Genomic DNA, 19669 nt, shown 5'->3' with positions numbered 1-19669 from the left:
CGATGATCAGTCGAGAACTATCGCTCCTGACGGAGCGTTAGTCGAGATACAAGGAGCTGCCGAAGGCTGCGATCTTTTGCTTTACAGCCTTACGCTGGCAAACGTCGACTCATTGCGCGCCTGACTGAGCGCCGACATCGGCCCCGAGAGCGGCGACATCACGATGGCCTGCGGCAGTGGCAACATCGCCACTTGCTGGGTGGTGTTGGAGCCCACGCGCTCGTCACGCGGCGGGATGCCGAAGTATTCGCGGTAGCACTTGGAGAAGTGCGGCGTGGAGACGAAACCACACACCGACGCCACTTCGATGATCGACATCGGCGTCTGCTTGAGCAGTTGCCGGGCGCGGATCAGGCGCAGCTTCAGGTAATAGCGCGACGGCGAGCAGTGCAGGTATTTCTGGAACAACCGCTCCAGCTGTCGACGCGACACCGCGACATACACCGCCAGTTCATCCAGATCGATCGGCTCTTCCAGATTGGCTTCCATCAACGCGACGATTTCCTGCAGCTTCGGCTGATTGGTGCCGAGCATGTGCTTGAGCGGCACACGTTGGTGATCCTGTTCGTTGCGGATGCGCTCGTAGACGAACATTTCCGAGATCGCTGCCGACAGTTCGCGACCGTGATCGCGGCTGATCAGGTGCAGCATCATGTCCAGCGGCGCGGTGCCGCCGGAGCTGGTGAAGCGGTTACGGTCGAGGGTGAACAGGCGTGTGCTCATGGCCACGCGCGGGAAAGCTTCCTGCATCGCCGCCAGACATTCCCAGTGCACGCTGCAATCGAAGCCGTCGAGCAGACCGGCGCAGGCCAGTGCCCAACTGCCGGTGCACACCGCGCCCAGGCGCTTGGACTGGCGCGCCTGGCTTTGCAGCCACGAGACATGCTCACGGGTCACGGTGCGTTGAATGCCAATGCCGCCGCAGACAATCACAGTGTCCAGAGGTGGTGCTTTGTGCATGGAGGCATCGGGAGTGATCTGCAGACCGTCACTGGCCCAGACCTGGCCGCCATCGACGGTGAGGGTGCTCCAGCGATACAGCTCGCGACCGGACAACTGGTTGGCCATGCGCAGCGGCTCAACGGCGGACGCCAGGGAAATCAGCGTGAAATTGTCCAGCAGCAGAAAGCCGATGGATTGAGGCGCACGGTTCTGGGGTTGGGCCCCGGAGTTGAACGACGTCATCGCGGTATCTCCTCACACAAAGCGGGTGGCGGCCTCAGGCGGAGGCTCTTGTTATTGCCCGCGTCTCACAGAGAAAGCAGGCTTTGTTATGACAGAGCAATTGCCGTGCCTGAAATTGGACGGCCATTCAATAACTCCTGAAAACGACCTCGCGACGCGTCTATACGAGACCTCGGAACATGCCATTTCGAAGTGCCATCAAGCGCCGCCAAAGCCCTGCCGCGCAGCCTGTGAGCAGATCGGTAGCACTTGTGGGAACTGGCCTGCAGCGGATTTGCACAGAGTGTCACCGCAAGCACGGACGACGGACGGTCGCGTAACGACCGGCAAGTCACGACTGATAGTGACGCTTGTCTGATTGCGACGCGCCAAAAGGTAGCATGGCTGGATCGGGATGTTCTTTTGTTGAGCAGTTTTGACTGGTCTGGCACTCCACTCTGCCAGATCAACCTGTGGCGAGGGGATTTATCCCCGATCGGTTGCGCAGCAGTCGTAAATCCATTCACCAAAGTGTGTCAGGCAAAACTCGATTGCAGGATTTGGGACTGCTTCGCAGCCCAGCGGGGATAAATCCCCTCGCCACAGGTTCACGGTCAGCATTCAACCGCACTGACCGCCAAGCCACCGCGCGAAGTTTCTTTATATTTGTCATGCATATCGGCGCCGGTATCACGCATGGTGCGGATCACCCGGTCCAGCGAGATGAAGTGCTGACCGTCGCCACGCAGAGCCATTTGCGCCGCGTTGATGGCTTTCACTGCCGCGATTGCATTGCGCTCGATACACGGCACCTGCACCAGACCACCGACCGGGTCGCAGGTCAGACCCAGGTTGTGCTCCAGGCCGATTTCCGCCGCATTGCACAGTTGTTCAGGGGTGGCGCCAAGAATCTCCGCCAGCCCCGCCGCTGCCATCGCGCAGGCCGAACCGACCTCGCCCTGGCAGCCGACCTCCGCACCAGAGATCGAAGCATTCTTCTTGCACAAAATGCCGACCGCCGCCGCGCCGAGGAAATAGTCGACGACGTTGGCGTCGGTGACTGCCTCGCTGAATTTCATGAAGTAGTGCAGCACCGCCGGGATGATCCCCGCCGCGCCATTGGTCGGCGCGGTAACCATGCGCCCGCCGGCCGCATTCTCTTCATTGACGGCCAGGGCGAACAGGTTGACCCACTCCATCGCGCTCAGGGTCGAGCCGATGACGTTGGGCTTGTTCAGCTCTTGCAGGCTGCGATGCAACTTCGCCGCACGTCGGCGAACGTTCAAGCCGCCGGGCAGAATGCCTTCATGCTTGAGGCCCTGCTCGACGCAATCCTGCATCGCTCGCCACAGTTTCATCAGCCCGGCGCGGATTTCTTCTTCACTGCGCCAGACCTTTTCATTGGCCAGCATCAGTTCGGCAACGCGCAGGTTGTGTTTTTTGCACAACTCCAGCAGCTCGACCGCACTGGAGAAATCGTAGGGCAATTCGGTGCGATCCAGATCGACCACACCACTGGACGCTTGCGCCTCATCAACGACGAAGCCGCCGCCGACCGAATAGTAGGTGTCCCGGTGCAGCTCAGCGAACTCGCCTTCGGCCACCAGCGTCATGGCGTTGGGATGGAATGGCAGGTTTTCATCGATCAGGCGCATGTCCCGCGCCCACACAAACGGCACCGACAGGCGACCATCCAATAAAAGCGTATGGGTTTCGCGCAGCGCCTGAATGCGCGGGCCGATCTGCGCCGGGTCGATTGCGTCCGGCCACTCGCCCATCAGGCCCATGATCACCGCGTTGTCGCTGCCGTGGCCGATGCCGGTGGCCGACAGCGATCCAAACAACTGCACCTCGATACGCCGCACCTGCTCCAGTTGATGCTTGCCGCGCAGCGACTCGACGAACAATGCGGCGGCGCGCATCGGCCCGACGGTGTGGGAACTGGAAGGGCCGATGCCGATTTTGAACAGGTCGAAAACGCTGATAGCCATTGCTGCGAAGCTCCTGAGAATACCGGTCCGGGCGGCAAAAGCGCCCGCTGGCGGAGCTGCTACGCTCAAGCTGCGATCCGCCGAATGCCGGCATCATCGGGCTTTTGTCGGCGCGCTCGGCGTCTGACACCGACGCAGTCATGTCCAGCAGCGTCGTTACGTTTTCGCCCCGCAAATACGCCGTTTTTATGCCGTTGAGCAGGTCATCGGGGGCGGAAAAAAGCTGTAAGCGACGTCACCGACACTGGAAGCGACCATCCCTGTACTGGATACGACCCTCCCTGTAGGCGTCAGATTTTCACTGGTACATGATCGGGATGACTCGATTGCAAGGCGCTGCGGTAGAGCTGTCGTCAGAACGCCACCAACCGCAACCCATAAGTGCGGTGGTCCACAGTCGGAACACTGCCAAAAAAAACACCAAGGAGTCCATCCATGAAAGGTTCCCCGTCGTTGTTGTTGGCCGCCCTGCTGAGTCTGCCGTTACTGGCGCAAGCCGCAGAACCGGCACAGTGCAGCCTCGTTAACTTCTCCGATGTCGGCTGGACCGACATCACCGCCACCACCGCTACCACTTCCGTTGTTCTCAACGCCCTCGGCTACAAGACCAAAACCACCATGATCTCCGTGCCCGTGACCTACAAGTCGCTGGCCGACGGCAAGAACATGGACGTGTTTCTCGGTAACTGGATGCCGACCATGGAGAACGACATCAAGCCGTATCGCGATGCCGGCACCGTCGACACCGTGCGCACCAACCTCAAGGGTGCCAAATACACCCTCGCCGTGCCGCAAGCCCTGTACGACAAAGGCCTGCATGACTTCGCCGACATTGCCAAATTCAAGAAAGAGCTCGACGGCAAGATCTACGGCATCGAGCCGGGCAACGACGGCAACCGGCTGATCCAGAGCATGATCGACAAGGATGCCTTCGGCCTGAAAACCGCAGGCTTCAAGATCGTCGAATCCTCCGAGGCCGGCATGCTCTCGCAAGTCGACCGGGCGCAGAAGCGCGACACTGCCGTGGTCTTCCTCGGCTGGGCACCGCACCCGATGAACAAGCGCTTCAAGATTCAATACCTGACCGGCGGCGACGACTTCTTCGGCCCTGATTTCGGCGCAGCCACCGTGGCGACCAACACCCGCAAGGGTTACTCCGAAGAATGCAGCAATGTCGGTCAGCTGTTGAAAAACCTGGAGTTCACCGTCGACATGGAAAGTGAACTGATGGGCAACATTCTCGACGACAAGATGAAGCCTGACGCGGCCGCCAAGGCCTGGCTGAAAAAGAATCCACAGGTGCTCGATACCTGGCTCGCTGGCGTGACCACCATTGACGGTAAACCAGGCCTGGAGGCCGTGAAAGCCAAGCTCGCGCCTTGATTTGAGGGGCACCGCTTATGCCGGGCAGGCGTGCCTGCCCGGGCTGTTAATTTCCTTGCATGCGGACGTTCACTACCATGCTGATTGATCAGAAAATACCTTTAGGCCAGTACATCGCGGGCTTCGTCGAATGGTTGACGCAACACGGCGCCAACACCTTCGACGCAATCGCCGTGACACTGGAAACGATGATCCACGGCGTGACGTTTGCGCTGACCTGGTTCAACCCGCTGGTGCTGATTGGCCTGATTGCCATCATTGCCCATCTGATTCAACGCAAGTGGGGCCTGACCGCGTTCGTGGTCGCCTCGTTCCTGCTGATCCTCAACCTGGGTTACTGGCAGGAAACCATGGAAACCCTCGCCCAGGTGCTGTTCGCCACCCTGGTCTGCGTGTTGATCGGCGTGCCGCTGGGCATCGTCGCCGCGCACAAACCGATGTTCTACACCATGATGCGGCCGGTGCTCGATCTGATGCAGACCGTACCGACCTTCGTTTACCTCATTCCTACCCTGACCCTCTTCGGGCTGGGTGTGGTACCGGGCCTGATCTCCACGGTGGTGTTCGCCATCGCGGCGCCGATCCGCCTGACCTACCTGGGCATCCGCGATGTCCCGCAAGAACTGATGGACGCCGGCAAGGCCTTCGGCTGCTCGCGTCGCCAATTGCTCTCAAGGATCGAACTGCCGCACGCCATGCCGAGCATCGCGGCCGGCATCACCCAGTGCATCATGCTGTCGCTGTCGATGGTGGTGATCGCGGCACTGGTCGGCGCCGACGGACTCGGCAAACCGGTGGTCAACGCACTGAACACTGCTGATATTGCGCTGGGCTTCGAAGCAGGCCTGGCAATCGTACTGCTGGCGATCATGCTCGACCGTATCTGCAAACAACCCGACGCCAAAGTAGGGGGTGACGCATGAGCATAATTCGCTTCGAAGACGTCGACGTAATCTTCTCCAAGGACCCGCGCGAGGCACTCAAGCTGCTCGATCAGGGCATGACCCGCAACGAGATCCTGAAGAAGACCGGTCAGATCGTCGGCGTGGAGAAAGCCACGCTGGACATCAACAAGGGCGAGATCTGCGTGCTGATGGGCCTCTCCGGCTCGGGCAAGTCGAGCCTGCTGCGCTGCATCAACGGCCTCAACACCGTGAGCCGTGGCAAGCTGTTCGTCGAGCATGAAAACCGTCAGATCGACATCGCGTCCTGCACGCCCGCCGAGCTGAAGATGATGCGCACCAAGCGCATTGCCATGGTGTTCCAGAAGTTCGCCCTGATGCCGTGGCTGACAGTGCGCGAGAACATCAGTTTCGGTCTGGAAATGCAGGGCCGACCGGAGAAGGAACGCAAGAAACTGGTCGACGAGAAACTCGAACTGGTCGGCCTGACCCAATGGCGCAACAAGAAGCCTGATGAGCTATCCGGCGGCATGCAGCAGCGCGTCGGCCTCGCCCGTGCGCTGGCCATGGACGCCGATATTCTGCTGATGGACGAACCGTTCTCGGCCCTCGACCCGTTGATCCGCCAAGGCCTGCAGGACGAATTGCTGGAACTGCAACGCAAGCTGAGCAAGACCATCGTTTTTGTCAGCCACGACCTTGATGAAGCCCTCAAACTCGGCAGCCGCATCGCGATCATGAAAGACGGCCGGATCATCCAGTACAGCGTGCCGGAAGAAATCGTCCTCAACCCGGCGGACGACTATGTGCGCACCTTCGTCGCCCACACCAATCCGCTCAACGTGCTCTGCGGCCGCAGCCTGATGCGCACGCTGGACAAGTGCAAACGCATCAACGGCTCGGTGTGCCTCGACCCGGGCGGCAACTCGTGGCTGGACCTGGCCGAAGGCAACACCATCAAAGGCGCGCGGCAGAACGGTTCAGTGCTGAATCTGCAGAACTGGGCACCGGGGCAAGCAGTGGAAGGCCTGGAGCGCAAACCGACGCTGGTGGACTCGAACATCGGCATGCGTGACGCGCTGCAGATCCGTTATCAGACCGGCAACAAGCTGGTGCTGCACGATAACAATCATGTGGTGGGGATTCTCGGCGACAGCGAGTTGTATCACGCGTTGTTGGGCAAGAATCTGGGGTAAAGTCCGCAGACACAAAAACGCCGCGAGATTATCGCGGCGTGATCGTTCCCACGCTCCGCGTGGGAATGCAGCCCGGGACGCTCCGCGTCCCACAACAGCGGACGCAGAGCGTCCATTGATGCATTCCCACGCGGAGCGTGGGAACGATCATGCAAAAGGGGCTCAATCGAGCCCCTTTTGTTTTAGCTGTTTAGCTATACACCCGGCCAAGAAGCTGCCGATGGCTTTCAAACTGATCCAGCACATCCCGGGTGATCTGCTCCGGGGTGAAGCCCATCAAGTCGTAATCCTGGCTGCCATTGTGCAGATACACCTCGGCACGGTAGTAACGCTGACGCGCTTCATCCGACTGCGCCGATTCGGTCGGGGTCGCCAGATAACCATCCAGGCTCACTTCGTAAACGAAAGGGTTGCCCTCTTCCATCTCGACCCGCACGCCCATGCAACGCTTGGCCTTGCCCAGCAGCGTCTGCACTTCAATGCCCTGATTGCGCAATTGCGCCGCTGCATCTTCCAGCGCCGGGGTGACATGCTTGTCCATGAAGCGCTGCACCACCGATTGGCTCGGCTGCAGATCCAGTTGCGTCAGGCGCTCGCTGAAACCACGGCGTCCGCGCTCGGCCAGTTGTGCTTGCTCCTGTTCGATCTGCACGTCCTGGCGCATCGCCTTGTGCAGGCCGAACATGAAGCAGATCAGCACCACCGAGAACGGCAGGCCGGCCAGCACCACCATGGTCTGCATGGCTTCGAAGTTGCCGGCGAACAGCAGGCCGATGGTCACCAGCGTGATCACCACCGACCAGAAGATCCGCAGCCAGTGCGGCGCGTCTTCATCGACGTTGCCGCCCTTGCACGAAAGATTCGCCATCATCACCGCGCCGGAGTCGGCCGGGGTCAGGAACAGCACGAAGCCGACAAAGATCGATACCCCGATGACGACTTTTGACGCTGGGTAATGCTCAAGCAACTGATAGATCGCCATCGACGGCTGTTCCAGCGCCGTCTTGCCCAGCTCCACCGCGCCCTGATTCATCACCAGATCCAGCGCCGAGTTGCCGAAGATCGACAGCCACGCCAAGGTGAAGCCCAGCGGAATCAGCAGCACGCCAGCGACCAGTTCACGCACGCTGCGGCCACGGGAAATCCGTGCGATGAACATGCCCACGAATGGCGCCCAGGAAATCCACCAGGCCCAGTAGAACAGCGTCCACAGGCCCAGCCAGCGATCGGACTTGGCGCTGTCGCCTTCATAGACGTAGAGGTCGAAGGTCTTCAGCACCACGCCGTTGAGGTAGTCACCGATGTTCTGCACGAAACCGTTGAGCAGGTGCAAAGTCGGGCCGAACAGCAGGACGAAAATCAGCAGGCCGCTGAACAGCACGATGTTCAGGTTGGACAGACGCCGAATGCCGTTTTCCACGCCCGACACGGCAGCGATGGTCGCCACGGTGCTCATGACGATGATGACGATCAGCAGGTTGGTGTTGCTGTGCTCCATGCCGAACAGGTTTTCCAGCCCGGACGACACTTGCAGCGAGCCAATCCCCAGGTTGGTCACCAGACCCAGCAGGGTCACGAACATGCCGAAGCCGTCCACCGCGTGCCCGGCCGCGCCTTTGACCCAACGCTCGCCGACCAGCGGATACAGCGCCGAACGCAGCGCCAGCGGCTGGTTATGCCGATAGGCAAAATACGCCACGGCCAGACCGACCAAAGCGTAGATAGCCCAGCCGTGCAGGCCCCAGTGCAGGAAGGTCAGTTGCACTGCCTGACGCGCGGCCAGATTGCTGGCCGAGGTGCCTTCCGGCGGATTGAAGTAGTGATCCAGCGGCTCGGACGCGCCGAAGTACAACAGCGAAATGCCGATGCCCGACGAGAACAGCATCCCCGCCCAGGCGCCGTAACTGAAATCCGGGGTGTCGTCCTTGCTGCCCAGTTTGAGTTTGCCGTACGAGGAAAACGCCAGACCGACCACGAACACCAGGTAGGCGGCGATCACCACCATGTAGTACCAGCCGAAGCTGCGCGACAACCAGGCCTGGGCCATCCCCAACATTCTGCCGGCCTCTTGCGGGGCGATGATCAGAATGGCGGTCAACAACAGAATCAGCGCGGTCGAGGTGTAGAACACCCAACCGTTGACCGTCACCTTCTCGGGCGGGGTCTTTATTAGCGAGGCAGAACTCATGGCACAAATGCTCCAGGCAGTGCGAGAGAAGAACACAAGGCATCACGGAACCCGACCAATCGGTTAGTTGGCAGCCGACCGGCGGGTGATATAAAGACACTCCGAAAAAAGCCCGAACCTGCCGAAATGGCGTTGCGTATTCGCTTTCGTGGCCAGAGGCGACGGACGTTCATCCGAAACCTGGCCCCGAGCGTCTTGCCCTTTCAACACGTCCATCGAATCGCGAACCGCGCCATGCCCCGCGCAGGTTTCGAGCCGTTTCAGGTGTCGGTTTTTATCGTCATTACGCGTAGGAATTTTCTGTAGGCAGCGACGAATTGTCGCAGATCTTATTCTTTGTTGATTGAACGTTCAATCAAAACAAAATAGACTGGCCCTCAATCCGATCGGCGTCATTCGCCCCTCGGAAGGCCTAAGGAGATGTGCAAGATGCCCAAGGTCGGTATGCAACCCATCCGCCGCCAACAACTGATCGAAGCCACTTTGCAAGCGGTCGATCAGGTCGGAATGGGGGACGCCAGCATTGCGCTGATCGCCCGTTTGGCCGGTGTCTCGAATGGCATCATCAGTCATTACTTTCAGGACAAGAACGGCCTGATCGCCGCCACGATGCGGTACCTGATGACCGCCCTCAGCGAGAGCGTCACCGCGCGCCGTCAGGCGCTGGCAGATGACAGCCCACGGGCGCATCTGCAGGTGATCATCGAAGGCAACTTCGACGCCAGCCAGGTCAATGGCCCGGCAATGAAAACCTGGCTGGCCTTCTGGGCCACCAGCATGCACCAGCCGTCTTTGCACAGGTTGCAGCGGATCAACGATCACCGTCTGTATTCCAACCTGTGCTGCCAGTTCCGCCGTGTGCTGCCGCTCGAAGATGCGCGCAGCGCCGCCCGGGGTCTGGCAGCGTTGATTGACGGCTTGTGGTTGCGCGGCGCGCTGTCGGGAGACGCTTTCGACACGGCGCAGGCGCAACAGATCGCTTACGAATACATGGATTTCCAATTGGCCAAGAAGGTGAGCTAGAGCACACAGAAAATGCTCGGCCCCTGAACTCCACCGCAGCGTCATCGCGGTGGTCAACGCCAACCACCAATGCACTTGCGAGGACACTATGGCCCGTTTCGAACTGCAAAAACTCTACATCGATGGCGCGTACACCGACGCCGGCAGCGACGCCACCTTCGAAGCCATCAACCCGGCGAACGGTGAAGTCCTCGCACTGGTGCAACGTGCGACCAAAGACGACGTCGAGCGCGCCGTGGTCAGCGCCGAAAAGGGCCAGAAAATCTGGGCCGCGATGACGGCCATGGAGCGTTCGCGCATCCTGCGCCGCGCCGTCGACATCCTGCGCGAGCGCAACGATGAACTGGCCGCGCTGGAAACCCTGGACACCGGCAAATCCTTCTCCGAAACCAAGTACGTCGACATCGTCACCGGCGCTGACGTGCTGGAATACTACGCAGGCCTGGTGCCCGCCATCGAAGGCGAGCAGATCCCGCTGCGTGACACCTCTTTCGTTTACACCCGTCGCGAACCACTGGGCGTGGTCGCCGGTATCGGCGCGTGGAACTACCCGATCCAGATCGCCCTGTGGAAATCCGCTCCAGCCCTGGCGGCCGGTAACGCGATGATCTTCAAGCCAAGCGAAGTTACCTCGCTGACCACCCTGAAACTGGCTGAGATCTACACCGAGGCCGGCGTACCGAACGGCGTGTTCAACGTCCTGACCGGCAGCGGCCGCGAAGTCGGCACCTGGCTGACCGAGCACCCGCGCATCGAGAAAATCTCCTTCACTGGCGGCACCGACACCGGCAAGAAAGTCATGGCCAGCGCTTCGGCTTCGTCGCTCAAAGACGTGACCATGGAACTGGGCGGCAAGTCGCCGCTGATCATCTGCGACGACGCCGATCTTGATCGCGCTGCCGACACGGCGATGATGGCCAACTTCTACAGCTCCGGTCAGGTCTGCACCAACGGCACTCGCGTGTTCGTACCGGCGCACCTGAAAGCCGCTTTTGAAGCCAAGATCGTTGAGCGCGTTGCCCGCATCCGCGTTGGCAACCCGGAAGACGAAAACACCAACTTCGGCCCGCTGGTCAGCTTCCCGCACATGGAAAGCGTGTTGGCTTACATCGCCAAGGGTAAAGAAGAAGGCGCACGCGTGCTGTGCGGCGGCGGTCGTCTGACCGACGGCGAATTCGCCAAAGGTGCGTTCGTTGCGCCAACCGTATTCACCGACTGCACCGACGACATGACCATCGTGCGCGAAGAAATCTTCGGCCCGGTGATGGCGATCCTCTCCTACGAAACCGAAGAAGAAGTGATCCGCCGCGCCAACGACACCGACTTCGGCCTGGCCGCCGGTATCGTTACCAAAGACCTGAACCGCGCGCACCGCGTGATCCATCAACTGGAAGCCGGTATCTGCTGGATCAACGCCTGGGGCGAGTCCGACGCAAAAATGCCGGTCGGCGGCTACAAGCAGTCGGGTGTTGGCCGTGAGAACGGGATCAGCTCGCTGAACAACTTCACCCGCATCAAATCGGTACAGGTCGAGCTGGGCGATTACGTCTCGGTGTTCTGATCAGCTAGCTGATCAGCTGCAAGCGGCAAGTTTCAAGCTGCAAGTAAAAGCAGTTTGGGGTTGCCGCCCTCCCCGATTTCGAAGCCACAGCTCGCTGCTTTTTCTTGCAGCTTGAAGCTAGTGGCTTGTAGCTCCCGCAGGAGAATTTATGACTCAAGAATACGACTACATCATCATAGGCGCCGGCTCTGCAGGTAACACACTTGCGACCCGTCTGACTGAAGACGAAGGCGTCACCGTTCTGCTGCTCGAAGCCGGGGGGCCGGACTACCGCCTCGACTTCCGCACGCAAATGCCCGCCGCGCTGGCCTTCCCGCTGCAGGGGCGTCGCTACAACTGGGCCTACGAAACCGATCCAGAGCCACACATGGACGGCCGCCGCATGGAATGCGGTCGCGGTAAGGGCCTTGGTGGTTCGTCGCTGATCAACGGCATGTGCTACATCCGTGGCAACGCGATGGACTACGACGGCTGGGCGAAACTGCCGGGCCTGGAAGACTGGTCGTACCTCGATTGCCTGCCGTACTTCCGCAAAGCGGAAACCCGTGACATCGGCCCGAACGATTACCACGGTGGCGACGGCCCGGTCAGCGTGACCACGCCGAAAGCCGGCAACAACCCGCTGTTCCACGCCATGGTTGAAGCCGGCGTCCAAGCCGGTTACCCGCGCACCGAAGACCTCAACGGTTATCAGCAGGAAGGCTTCGGCCCGATGGACCGCACAGTGACGCCGAACGGCCGCCGTGCTTCCACCGCCCGTGGCTACCTCGACATTGCCAAAAAACGTTCGACCCTGACCATCGTCACTCACGCCCTGACCGACAAGATTCTCTTTGAAGGCAAGCGTGCGGTCGGCGTGCGTTACCTGATTGGTGACGCTGAAGAACGTGTGGAAGCCAAGGCGCGCAAGGAAGTCCTGCTGTGCTCCGGTGCCATCGCATCGCCGCAGATTCTGCAGCGCTCCGGTGTCGGCCCGGCGAAATTGCTGGAAAGTCTCGACATCCCGGTGGTCCACGATCTGCCGGGCGTCGGTGAAAACCTGCAGGATCACCTTGAGCTGTACCTGCAATACGCCTGCACCCAACCGGTCTCGCTGTACCCGTCGCTGCTCTGGTACAACCAGCCGGCCATCGGTGCCGAGTGGCTGTTCAACGGCACCGGCATCGGCGCCAGCAACCAGTTCGAGGCCGGCGGTTTCATCCGTTCGCGTCCGGAATTCGAATGGCCGAACATCCAGTACCACTTCCTGCCGGTGGCGATTAACTACAACGGCAGCAACGGTGTGAAAGAACATGGTTTCCAGGCGCACATGGGCTCCATGCGTTCGCCGAGCCGTGGCCGCATCCAGGTCAAATCCAAGGACCCGCGCCAGCACCCGAGCATCCTGTTCAACTACATGGCCACCGAGCAGGACTGGCAGGAATTCCGCGACGGCATCCGCCTGACCCGCGAAATCATGCAGCAGCCGGCCCTCGACGCGTTCCGTGGTCGCGAAATCAGCCCGGGCATCGACGTGCAAACCGATGAGCAGCTCGACAAGTTCATCCGCGAGCACGCCGAAACCGCGTTCCACCCGTCCTGCTCGTGCAAGATGGGCACCGACGAGATGGCCGTGGTCGATGGCGAAGGTCGCGTGCACGGCATGCAGAGCCTGCGCGTGGTCGACGCCTCGATCATGCCGATCATCACCACCGGCAACCTCAACGCGCCGACGATCATGATGGCCGAGAAAATCGCCGACAAGATCCGCGGCCGCAAGCCGCTGCCGCGCAGCAATGCTGCTTATTACGTCGCGAACGGCGCGCCGGTCAAAGGCAAGCCGATGCGGGATATCACCCCGGTTACGCAGTAAGTCGTAATACCTCCCCTGATTGTTCCCACGCTCCGCGTGGGAACGCATCCCGGGACGCTCCGCGTCCCAAAGCGGACGCAGAGCGTCCATGGCGGCATTCCCACGCAGAGCGTGGGAACGATCTGCTGTCGGGCACAGTAAATCCTCCTACACCCCCTCTTCACTTGATCCTACCCCCACGCAGGCCTACTCTAGACCTCGCGCAACCGTTTCACCCCTCCCCGCTGTCGCCATGCCGCTACTCCATTACAAGGAGGTTCCCGAATGTTCGATTTCCACCCCCAGCTCAAGCAGCGCTTTGCTGCCTTGCGCACGGGCGCTGAATTTTTTTCCCTGCGGTATGTGCGCGAGTCCGGACAGTTTCTGTCGGTGCGCAAGAACGTCGCCGAACCGCCGAGCCTGAGCCGCGATGAAGGGGCGATGCTCACCGTGCGCGTGAATGGCGTCGAAGCCTACGCGGCGACCAATGACCTCTCGCAACAAGGCCTGCAAGCCGCCCTCGAGCGCGCCGAGCAACAGGCCCGCCGGCTCAAGCCGCACGCCTTGCTCGATCTGCGCGAGCAGACGCTGTCCAGCGACCGCGCTGATTATTTTTCACCCAACCTCGAACAGCCCTTCCCGTCCCTGAGCGAATGCTTCGATCTGCTCGGTGCGGAGTCCGCTTCGGTGCCCAAGGATGAACGCCTGGTCAATTGGCAGGTGAGCATCGGCATCACCCATGTCGAGCAGATCTACCTGAGCAGCGCCGGCGCCGAATTGCGCCAGGCCCAGCGTTTCGTTTATCCGAGCCTCGACGTCACCGCCTACGACGGCAACGACAGCCAGACCCGCAGCCTCGGCCGGGAGAACTTCGGCCAGCAGGGTGGCGCCGACGTCATCAGCCGCTGCGGCCTGGTCGGTGCCGGTCCGCATGTCGCCGACCAGGCCCTGCAACTGCTGCTCGCGCCGAACACCCCGCAAGGCCGACGCGACCTGCTGCTGATGCCTGATCAGATGATGCTGCAGATCCATGAATCCATCGGTCACCCGCTGGAGCTCGACCGGATCCTTGGCGATGAGCGCAATTACGCCGGCACCAGTTTCGTCAAGACCAGCGATTTCGGCAGCCTGCAATACGGCTCCAACCTGCTCAACGTAACCTTCGACCCGGGCATCCCGGAAGAACTCGCCAGCTACGGCCATGACGACGACGGCACTGCGGCGAGCAAACAATTCCTGATTCGTGACGGCCTGTTGCTGCGGCCGTTGGGCGGGGCGCTGTCGCAATATCGCGCCGGCCTCGATGGCGTTGCCAACAGCCGCGCCTGCGGCTGGAACCGGCCACCGATCGACCGCATGGCCAACCTCAACATCGAGCCGGGCGATCAGACGCTGGAGCAGATGATCGGTGGTATCGAGCACGGCATTCTGATGAGCACCAACCGCTCGTGGTCGATCGACGATGCGCGCAACAAATTCCAGTTCGGCTGCGAATGGGGCCAGTTGATCGAGCATGGTGAACTTAAAGGCGTGGTGAAAAATCCCAACTACCGGGCCATTTCCGCGCACTTCTGGAAGAGCCTGCGCGCCGTCGGCGATGCCAACACCGTCAAGGTGCTGGGCACGCCGAACTGCGGCAAGGGCGAACCGAACCAGGTGATTCGCGTCGGCCACGCTTCGCCGGCCTGCGTATTCAGCAACATTGATGTGTTTGGGGGAGACGCCTGATGAGCATTTCGAAGCGTCAGTCCGACGCCTTCAAGGTCATGGTCAACTGGCTGCGCGACAGCGTGCGCGAGCCGGAACAGTTCACGCTCAGCTACGCCGCCGAAGCCTCGGCGTTCGTGCGCTTCAATCACGCCAAGGTGCGCCAGGCCGGGCAAGTACAACAGGCCAACGTCGGCCTGAAACTGATCAACGACGGTCGCCACGCCGACCTGCAGATCACCTTGTCCGGGGATCAGGAAGCCGATCTGCAACGCCTCGCCGAGGGCCTGCAGCAATTGCGCGAAACCCTGCCGCTGCTGCCGCAGGATCCGTACCTGCTGCTCAATCACAACAGCTGGCAGAGCACGCACGTACAAGCGCATCCGCTGCCGGACACCGAAGATGTCGTCGGGCAAATCTGCGCTGCCGCTGAAGGTCTGGATCTGGTCGGTTTTTATGCTGCCGGCCCGATCAGCCGCGGTTTCGCCAGCTCCGCCGGCGCATTCGGCTGGCATGAAGCCAACAGCTTCAATTTCGACTTCAGCCTGTTCCACGAAAACGGCGAAGCGGTGAAGGCCAGCTACGCGGGGCACGACTGGAGCGACGAGGGTTTCGCCCGGCGTTTCGCCCAGGCCCGCGAACAGCTGGAGTTTCTCGGCCGACCGTTACGCACTTTGGCACCGGGACAGTACCGCGCCTATCTGGCACCGGCGGCACTGGAAGAAATCATGGGCATGCTCAGTTGGGGCGGGTTCTCGGCGCAATCGATCGCCAGCAAGAGCAGTCCGTTGCAGAAACTCTACGTCGGCGATCAGGCGTTCAGTCCGCTGGTGTCGCTGGATGAGAAAGTCAGCGAATCCCTGAGCCCGGCGTTTTCCGCCGAGGGATATCCGCGCAGCGATCTGCGTCTGATCATCGAAGGCCGGGCCGGTGATCAACTGGTCGGCTCGCGCAGCGCCGCCGAATATGGTCTGGCGGCGAACGGTGCGGGTGGCGGCGAGATGCCCAGCGCATTGAACATGGCCGCCGGTGATCTGTCGCAAGCAGAGATCCTCAAGCAGTTGGGCACCGGGCTGTACATCAGCAACCTGTGGTACCTGAACTACTCGGATCAACCGGCGGCGCGCATGACCGGCATGACCCGCTTCGCGACCTTCTGGGTCGAGAACGGCGAGATCCAGGCGCCGGTCAGCACCATGCGTTTCGACGACAGCGCCTACAACCTGCTCGGCTCGCAGTTGGAAGCGTTGACTACCGAGCGTGAATTGCTGCTGTCGGCGAGTACGTACAGCCAACGCAATACCTCGTCGTCGCTGCTGCCGGGGGCGCTGGTCAGCCGGTTGACCCTAACGCTGTAAAACAAAGCTCCCCGGCACACAGGGGATCAACTGTAGGAATAGAAACTGTGGCGAGGGGATTTATCCCCGATGGACTGCGCAGCAGTCCCGCTTTTTTTGGGGCCGCTGCGCGACCCAGCGGGGATAAATCCCCTCGCCACAGGGTTTCATGTTTGAACAAAAATCTGGATTAACCACCCACAAGAGGTTCCATGCCCAACCGCCCGCCTCTCGACGCCATCACCGCCCGCTGGTTGCCGTGGGTCGTTGCCATCGCGTTCTTCATGCAGTCCCTCGACGGGACCATCCTCAACACCGCGCTGCCGGCCATGGCCAGCGATCTGGCCGAAGACCCGTTGCGCATGCAGGGTGTGATCATCGCCTACATGCTCACCGTGGCCCTGCTGATCCCGGCCTCCGGATGGATCGCCGACCGCTTCGGCACCAAGAAAATCTTCTTCGGCGCCATTCTGCTGTTCAGTTTCGGCTCGTTGCTGTGCGCGTTATCCAGCAGCCTGAGCATGCTCATCGGTGCGCGGGTGATTCAGGGCCTCGGCGGTGCACTGATGCTGCCGGTCGGGCGGCTGGTGGTGCTGCGTGCCTACCCGCGCTCGGAACTGGTGCGGATCATGGGTTTCATCACCATTCCCGGCCTGCTCGGCCCGCTGATCGGCCCGACCATGGGCGGCTGGATGGTGGAGTACGTGACGTGGCACTGGATCTTCCTGATCAATCTGCCGGTCGGGGTGATCGGCTGTTATGCGGTGTGGAAATTCATTCCCGACCTGCGCGGCACGGAGCGCACGCGCTTCGATAGCCTCGGTTTTCTGCTGTTCGGCGCAGCGATGATCCTCATCACCATTGCCATGGAAGGCCTTGGCGAACTGCACCTGCCGCACCTGCGGGTAATGTTGCTGCTGTTCGCCGGCATGGCCTGTCTGGCGGCGTACTGGCTGCGCGCCGGGCACATCGAAAACCCGTTGTTCGCGCCGTCATTATTCAAGACTCGCACCTTCGCCGTGGGCATCCTCGGCAACCTGTTCGCGCGACTGGGCAGCGGCGCCCTGCCGTTTCTGGTACCGCTACTGCTGCAAGTGGCCTTGGGTTACTCGCCGTCGCAAGCGGGGATGAGCATGTTGCCGCTGGCCGCTGCGGCGATGATCGCCAAGTGGGTCGCGCGGCCGCTGATCGAACGCCTCGGCTATCGCATCGTGCTCACCGGCAACACGCTGGCGCTGGGGATCATGCTGGCGAGCATGGGTCTGGTCAGCGAGCAGACGCCGTACTGGCTGCTGCTGTGCCTGCTAGCCGTGCTGGGTGCAATCAACTCGCTGCAATTCACCGCGATGAATACGGTGACGCTGATCGACCTCGACGATGCCAGCGCCAGCAGCGGCAACAGTCTGCTGTCGGTGGTCGCGCAGTTGTCGCTGAGCCTCGGCGTGGCTTGCGCCGGTGCGCTGCTTGGTGGCTTCACTGCGAAGGTCGGCAACGATGGCGTGGAAACCGTGCTCGGCGCGTTCCAGCTGACCTTCGTCACGGTCGGCGTGATGGCGATGCTGGCGGCGACGATCTTCTCGCAACTGTCCAAGGAAGACGGCCGCCGCGCGAAACGGCCGCAGGAGCACATCGAACACTGATTGTGCTGGAGGACATCTGTGGCTGCTGAAGGACTTCCGTGGCGAGGGGATTTATCCCCGCTGGGTTGCGCAGCAGCCCCAAAAAGGTTGGATGCGGTCAGCCTGATGAATTGAGGTGGCAGGTATTGGGGGTGCTGCGCACCCCATCGGGGATAAATCCCCTCGCCACAGATAAATCCCCTCGCCACAGGTAATCCCTGCCTCGGGTCAATCGCTGTTCGTCCAGAACTGTCGAGGAAACTGGCAAGGGGCTGCTACACTGCGCGACATTTTGTTTTGCAGGCCAGTCCCGTGACCACCATCGCCACCGCTTTTAATACTCTGCCGCTGTCCGCCGCCATGCTGGCTAACCTCGAATCACTCGGTTATGCCCAGATGACGCCGATCCAGGCGCAGAGCTTGCCGGTGATCCTCAAGGGGATGGACCTGATCGCCCAGGCCAAGACCGGCAGCGGCAAGACCGCCGCGTTCGGCATCGGCCTGCTCAACCCGATCAACCCGCGCTACTTCGGGTGCCAGGCGCTGGTGATCTGCCCGACCCGCGAACTGGCCGACCAGGTGGCCAAGGAAGTCCGTCGTCTGGCCCGCGCTGAAGACAACATCAAGGTCCTCACCCTGTGCGGTGGCGTGTCGTTCGGCCCGCAGATCGCTTCGCTGGAGCACGGCGCGCACATCATCGTCGGCACTCCGGGGCGCATTCAGCAGCACCTGCGCAAGGGTTCGCTGGTGCTCGACGGCCTGAACACGCTGATCCTCGACGAAGCCGACCGCATGCTCGACATGGGCTTCTACGACGCCATCGAAGACATCATCATCAAGACCCCCGAGCGCCGGCAGACTCTGCTGTTCTCCGCGACCTACCCGGTGGGCATCAAGCAACTGGCCTCGAAATTCATGCGCGATCCGCAGACCGTCAAGGCTGAAGCCTTCCACGACGACACGCAGATCGAGCAGCGCTTCTACGAGATTTCCCCGGAAGAGCGCATGAGCGCGGTGACCAAAGTCCTGCACCACTTCCGTCCGGCGTCCTGCGTGGCGTTCTGCTTCACCAAGCAGCAAGTGCAGGAAACCGTCGATCACCTGACCGCCAAAGGCATTTCCGCTGTTGGCCTGCACGGCGATCTGGAACAGCGTGACCGCGATCAGGTGCTGGCGATGTTTGCCAACCGCAGCACCTCGGTGCTGGTTGCCACCGACGTCGCGGCCCGTGGTCTGGATATCGATGCGCTGGACATGGTGATCAACGTCGAGCTGGCGCGCGATTCGGAAATCCACATCCACCGCGTCGGCCGTACCGGTCGCGCGGGCGAAAAAGGCATCGCCATCAGCTTGGTCGCGCCGTCCGAAGCTCATCGTGCGCAAGCCATCGAACAACTGCAGAAAGCGCCGCTGAACTGGGATCAGATCGACAACCTCAAGTCCCAGGGCCTGGCGCCGCTGCAACCACCGATGACCACTCTGTGCATCGGCGCTGGCCGCAAAGACAAAGTGCGCCCGGGCGACATTCTTGGCGCACTGACCGGCGAAGCGGGCATTCCCGGTGCGCAGGTCGGCAAGATCGCGATCTTCGATTTCCAGGCCTACGTCGCCGTTGAACGCACCGTGGCCATGCAGGCCTTGCAGCGCCTGAACGACGGCAAGATCAAGGGCCGCTCGTTGCGCGTACGTATTCTGTAAGCGATCTTCCATCCATAGGAGATCCCCTGTGGGAGCGAGCCTGCTCGCGAATGCAAACTGTCAGTCGAC

13 protein-coding genes are annotated in these 19669 nt (G+C 61.3%); 10 read left to right on the top strand and 3 right to left on the bottom strand.

The annotated features are described in order from the left end of the window. Window positions 1–81 precede the first annotated feature (81 nt). Window positions 82–1185 (bottom strand): choline metabolism transcriptional regulator GbdR, encoded by a 1104-nt coding sequence (gene gbdR / locus AC0IXA_RS15780; protein WP_007949927.1) that lies wholly within the window; start codon window positions 1183–1185, stop codon window positions 82–84. A gap of 593 nt (window positions 1186–1778) precedes the next feature. Continuing rightward, complete coding sequence (locus AC0IXA_RS15775) at window positions 1779–3155, bottom strand: L-serine ammonia-lyase (protein WP_324175652.1); 1377 nt, start codon at window positions 3153–3155, stop codon at window positions 1779–1781. A 435-nt stretch (window positions 3156–3590) separates the two neighbouring features. Here AC0IXA_RS15775 and AC0IXA_RS15770 point away from each other — a divergent pair, with 435 nt between their 5' ends. The 3 genes from AC0IXA_RS15770 to choV all read left to right on the top strand — a co-directional run bounded on the left by AC0IXA_RS15770 (window position 3591) and on the right by choV (window position 6636). After that, window positions 3591–4538, top strand: a complete 948-nt coding sequence (locus AC0IXA_RS15770) for a choline ABC transporter substrate-binding protein (RefSeq protein WP_071173862.1) — start codon at window positions 3591–3593, stop codon at window positions 4536–4538. Window positions 4539–4615: 77 nt separating this feature from the next. Beyond that, window positions 4616–5461 (top strand): choline ABC transporter permease subunit, encoded by an 846-nt coding sequence (gene choW, locus AC0IXA_RS15765; protein ID WP_016772805.1) that lies wholly within the window; start codon window positions 4616–4618, stop codon window positions 5459–5461. Next, window positions 5458–6636 (top strand): choline ABC transporter ATP-binding protein, encoded by a 1179-nt coding sequence (gene choV / locus AC0IXA_RS15760; RefSeq protein ID WP_471813800.1) that lies wholly within the window; start codon window positions 5458–5460, stop codon window positions 6634–6636. Before choW ends, choV begins: the two co-directional genes overlap by 4 nt. 190 nt (window positions 6637–6826) lie before the next feature. Here choV and AC0IXA_RS15755 read toward each other — a convergent pair whose 3' ends face one another. Continuing rightward, window positions 6827–8767 carry a BCCT family transporter gene (locus AC0IXA_RS15755; protein WP_223259140.1) on the bottom strand — a complete coding sequence of 647 codons (1941 nt, stop codon included), beginning with the start codon at window positions 8765–8767 and terminating at the stop codon, window positions 6827–6829. Between the two features lie 486 nt (window positions 8768–9253). Here AC0IXA_RS15755 and betI point away from each other — a divergent pair, with 486 nt between their 5' ends. The 7 genes from betI to dbpA all read left to right on the top strand — a co-directional run bounded on the left by betI (window position 9254) and on the right by dbpA (window position 19600). Next, window positions 9254–9847: a transcriptional regulator BetI gene (betI, locus tag AC0IXA_RS15750; protein ID WP_008085771.1), complete on the top strand. Its 594-nt coding sequence runs from the start codon at window positions 9254–9256 to the stop codon at window positions 9845–9847. An 88-nt stretch (window positions 9848–9935) separates the two neighbouring features. Then, window positions 9936–11408 (top strand): betaine-aldehyde dehydrogenase, encoded by a 1473-nt coding sequence (betB, locus tag AC0IXA_RS15745; RefSeq protein WP_024014608.1) that lies wholly within the window; start codon window positions 9936–9938, stop codon window positions 11406–11408. A gap of 148 nt (window positions 11409–11556) precedes the next feature. Continuing rightward, a complete protein-coding gene (gene betA / locus AC0IXA_RS15740; protein ID WP_122612391.1) occupies window positions 11557–13260 on the top strand; it encodes a choline dehydrogenase in 1704 nt (567 codons plus the stop codon). 264 nt (window positions 13261–13524) lie between these two features. Next, window positions 13525–14967 (top strand): TldD/PmbA family protein, encoded by a 1443-nt coding sequence (locus AC0IXA_RS15735; RefSeq protein ID WP_471813798.1) that lies wholly within the window; start codon window positions 13525–13527, stop codon window positions 14965–14967. Continuing rightward, window positions 14967–16304: a TldD/PmbA family protein gene (locus AC0IXA_RS15730; protein WP_122612389.1), complete on the top strand. Its 1338-nt coding sequence runs from the start codon at window positions 14967–14969 to the stop codon at window positions 16302–16304. Before AC0IXA_RS15735 ends, AC0IXA_RS15730 begins: the two co-directional genes overlap by 1 nt. A 191-nt stretch (window positions 16305–16495) precedes the next feature. Further along, window positions 16496–17923: a multidrug transporter subunit MdtD gene (gene mdtD, locus AC0IXA_RS15725; RefSeq protein WP_042606617.1), complete on the top strand. Its 1428-nt coding sequence runs from the start codon at window positions 16496–16498 to the stop codon at window positions 17921–17923. A gap of 291 nt (window positions 17924–18214) precedes the next feature. Continuing rightward, window positions 18215–19600, top strand: a complete 1386-nt coding sequence (dbpA, locus tag AC0IXA_RS15720) for an ATP-dependent RNA helicase DbpA (protein WP_024014613.1) — start codon at window positions 18215–18217, stop codon at window positions 19598–19600. The last annotated feature ends 69 nt before the right edge of the window (window positions 19601–19669 follow it).

Source organism: Pseudomonas sp. AC083, from assembly GCF_979253165.1.
Note: the sequence above shows the minus strand (reverse complement) of the source record. Positions and strands in the feature narration are given on the sequence as shown.

Coding starts and splice junctions, on each gene's coding strand:
- gbdR (WP_007949927.1), bottom strand. CDS start 1,185: ATGACGTCGTTCAACTCCGGGGCCCAACCCCAGAACCGTGCGCCTCAA.
- betB (WP_024014608.1), top strand. CDS start 9,936: ATGGCCCGTTTCGAACTGCAAAAACTCTACATCGATGGCGCGTACACC.
- AC0IXA_RS15775 (WP_324175652.1), bottom strand. CDS start 3,155: ATGGCTATCAGCGTTTTCGACCTGTTCAAAATCGGCATCGGCCCTTCC.
- AC0IXA_RS15730 (WP_122612389.1), top strand. CDS start 14,967: ATGAGCATTTCGAAGCGTCAGTCCGACGCCTTCAAGGTCATGGTCAAC.
- AC0IXA_RS15770 (WP_071173862.1), top strand. CDS start 3,591: ATGAAAGGTTCCCCGTCGTTGTTGTTGGCCGCCCTGCTGAGTCTGCCG.
- mdtD (WP_042606617.1), top strand. CDS start 16,496: ATGCCCAACCGCCCGCCTCTCGACGCCATCACCGCCCGCTGGTTGCCG.
- choV (WP_471813800.1), top strand. CDS start 5,458: ATGAGCATAATTCGCTTCGAAGACGTCGACGTAATCTTCTCCAAGGAC.
- betI (WP_008085771.1), top strand. CDS start 9,254: ATGCCCAAGGTCGGTATGCAACCCATCCGCCGCCAACAACTGATCGAA.
- betA (WP_122612391.1), top strand. CDS start 11,557: ATGACTCAAGAATACGACTACATCATCATAGGCGCCGGCTCTGCAGGT.
- choW (WP_016772805.1), top strand. CDS start 4,616: ATGCTGATTGATCAGAAAATACCTTTAGGCCAGTACATCGCGGGCTTC.
- AC0IXA_RS15735 (WP_471813798.1), top strand. CDS start 13,525: ATGTTCGATTTCCACCCCCAGCTCAAGCAGCGCTTTGCTGCCTTGCGC.